At 24.2% G+C, this 2,983-nt stretch carries 4 protein-coding genes; 2 read left to right on the plus strand and 2 right to left on the minus strand.

Annotated elements, in window-relative coordinates; all coding sequences use genetic code 11:
• Positions 1–898, minus strand: an 898-nt coding sequence (locus J7G74_RS10530; protein ID WP_297135031.1) for an MBL fold metallo-hydrolase, incomplete at its 3' end; no start/stop codon positions are given.
• Between the two features lie 21 nt (positions 899–919).
• Entirely contained in the window at positions 920–1,651 is a 732-nt protein-coding gene (locus J7G74_RS10535; RefSeq protein ID WP_297135034.1) for a YkgJ family cysteine cluster protein, read from the minus strand.
• Between the two features lie 90 nt (positions 1,652–1,741).
• Between J7G74_RS10535 and J7G74_RS10540 the strand changes: the two genes are divergently transcribed.
• Together J7G74_RS10540 and J7G74_RS10545 are read left to right on the plus strand one after the other, a co-directional pair.
• Complete coding sequence (locus J7G74_RS10540; RefSeq protein WP_297135036.1) at positions 1,742–1,993, plus strand: hypothetical protein; 252 nt, start codon at positions 1,742–1,744, stop codon at positions 1,991–1,993.
• Between the two features lie 404 nt (positions 1,994–2,397).
• The gene (locus J7G74_RS10545; RefSeq protein WP_297135039.1) at positions 2,398–2,730 is read left to right on the plus strand and encodes a hypothetical protein; all 333 of its coding nucleotides are present in this window, start codon (positions 2,398–2,400) and stop codon (positions 2,728–2,730) included.
• Positions 2,731–2,983: the final 253 nt, after the last annotated feature.

Raw genomic sequence — 2,983 nt, forward strand, 5'->3', positions numbered from 1 at the left:
AATAATAAAGCATTTCTCCTTGTTTTATCACATATTCTATTTCATTTAGATCACTTAAATAACTTATCATAGAAACAATTGTACTTCTAAAAGAATAGTATTCTTTATAATTACAGGTCAATCCATTGTCATTTATTATACTTTTTAAAATATTATCTATCGTTATTGGCTCTTCTAATAATTCTCTAATTTGATTTAAGTATTTATAAACTGCTTTTTCGTGATTTTTTATATACTGCTTCACATCATCTTTATTTAGAATAGACTTCGCATGACCTAAAACCATGTATTCAAAATCTATATTTTCAATTTTTTTAATTGACTCTAAATATCCTTGTACATCATATATCAGTAATAAATCAAATTTACTTAAAATATGATTTCCTACAAATAAATCTCCCACAAATAAAACTTTATCTTTAGTTAAAACTCCAACACTTCCTTCGCTATGGCCTTTTAACTTAATTATTTCAAATTCTTCATTATTTAATACAAAATTACCTTCTTCAATTATTTTATCCACTTTAGTTAAATGACCTTTACCTCTACTTAACTTTGAGTAAAGGAATTTATTACCTCTGCCTCCTAGTGTATAATCCACATATATATCAGGATAATCTATAAAAACTCTTGCTTTTTCTGATGCAAAAATCTCTATACTATTATCAATTTCTTTTAATTGACTACTTCCCCCATAGTGATCTTCATGTTCATGAGTATTAATTACATATTTTATCTTAATATTATTTTCTTCTAACAAAGATTTCATATTTGCTGGTCTCATACCTGAAAGACCTGGGTCTATAATAAGAGCGCTATTATCATCAAATACATATACACCTGTATTTGTTCCCCCTCTGATATAATAAGTGTTTCCATTAACTTTTGATAATCTCACTTACTCCACCAACCATTCTATTTACTTAATTAAAATTCTTTTTAATCTTGATATTGCTCGTCTAGATTTATCCTTTTCCTTAGTAATCCTTACCTTTATATTATAAGACATATTTTGATCTAATAGTGAATCAATAAAATACTCTACTATTCCTCTATCTCTAAATTCTATATCTATAACACCGTCAATAAATAATTTTGAGTCCAGTACCATAACATCATCAGCAAAGTTTAATCTTTCACTTTTTGATAAATATCCATTGTCTGGTACAAAGTCTTCGCAGTATTTAATTTTATAATTTACTACTTCATCACTTATATCAAATCCATATTTACCTTTCATTATGTTCTTATATTGTGTATTTTTTTCAGTTACATCATTAAGATTCTTATTATAATCTTCCTTTTTCCAATGTCCAAAAAGTCTACAGTTTAAAGGTCTTACCTCATAAATTTCACACATATTATTTTCATCTCTAAATGGACAACACTTTTTCTCCATAAATTCCATAAAATAATAATCTATTATTCTTTCTAAGGATTTTTTTCTTAATTCTTCTTTGTCCTTTAGATAATTAAATATATTTAAAAATTCTATTAAGTTAATACCAACAGATTCCATACAACAGTTCCCACAACCAGTGCATTTCCCTTTTGGTAAATTATTATATATATAATTAAGATTTTCAAATAATTTGTTATTATTAGCATAATCTATACTTTTTAAAATATCTCTATTATTTATACTAGCCATTGTTGATTCTCCTTGTTATAATTATTAGGTTAATACAAAAACTTATTATATCACATTTATTATTATAAATTGTAGGAGGTATCTTACTAAATGAACAGATATACAAAAGTTATCAATATGATGGAGAGTTATTTCACAAGAGATTTCGAAAAGTCTAAAAAAGGAATAACTAAAACTAGAGAAGTAAAAGAAGAAACTGTTAGAAAAGCATTCTTAAAAGGAAATACTGAAGTTTTAGTTATATTAGAAGATTCTGATCGTGAAATACTTATCGACGATTTTTCTTCAGATGAAGATATAAAAAAATATTTAGGAGCTAAATTTATAAATCCTAAAAGATAATTAAAAAAATCCAAAAGTATTAAAAACTTTTGGATTTTTTTGTTTTTATGTATAAATCTTCAATCTAAAGACCATAATACTATTGTAATTTAAATATTTAACTCAATCTCCCCCAATATAAGCTTTCATTCCCCCAGTGGAAGCTACGTTTTTTGCTAAATAGAGAATAGTAAACTTACTATTCTCTATTTTTTTAATTATAAGTAAATTGTATGTTATCTATTTTGTAAATAATATATAATTTTCAACTTTACTATTTGAGCAACTGGCGAAGACACTACGATATAAAGTGGAGTGCCCGCGAAGTGGCTTAATTGAAACGAGATTTTTATTGATAAATTTATAATAAATATATTATATTGTATATTAACTATATATAAAATATTTAACAATGAGGTGTTAAAATGATCGAAATAGGAAAATTAAAACTAGATAGTGATTTTAATTATAGGGTAATTAGAGAAGAAGAAAATGATATAGATTTATACATAGATATCAACTATAGGTGTGTAGATATAAATATAGGTAAATCGGATATATTTGAATCTAGAATTCAGTTTCCATATGTAAGATCTATACTTTTAAGAATAAATAAAGAAAGTAGCTTGATGACGGTTCACCTTATGAGAGATATTGATTTGTTTTCAGCATTTGCTAATTTTGAAGTAAATTATTTAAATAGCATATTTTCTATCAAAAATGTTCAAGAAAAAGTTATCATATCTAAAAATAAATAACTTCAAAAAATTTAAGGGGGCCTTAACAGGCCCTACTTCTTTTTATTTTCTATTATGATTAAATTATAGTGCCATGCTTTTCTTATGTCAACTAATTTTCTGAATATTTTTAATTTTTAAACTAAATCATTTTAATTATACATTTTTTCTAGGTGTAAATTTATATAATATTCTATCCTCTTTAAAATCATAAGTTTTATTTTAAATATAATACTTTTTATATTATATTTTATTAATCTATACTGTTACAATT

It is taken from the genome of Terrisporobacter sp., assembly GCF_017888745.1.
In the GTDB taxonomy this organism is placed as follows: domain Bacteria; phylum Bacillota; class Clostridia; order Peptostreptococcales; family Peptostreptococcaceae; genus Terrisporobacter.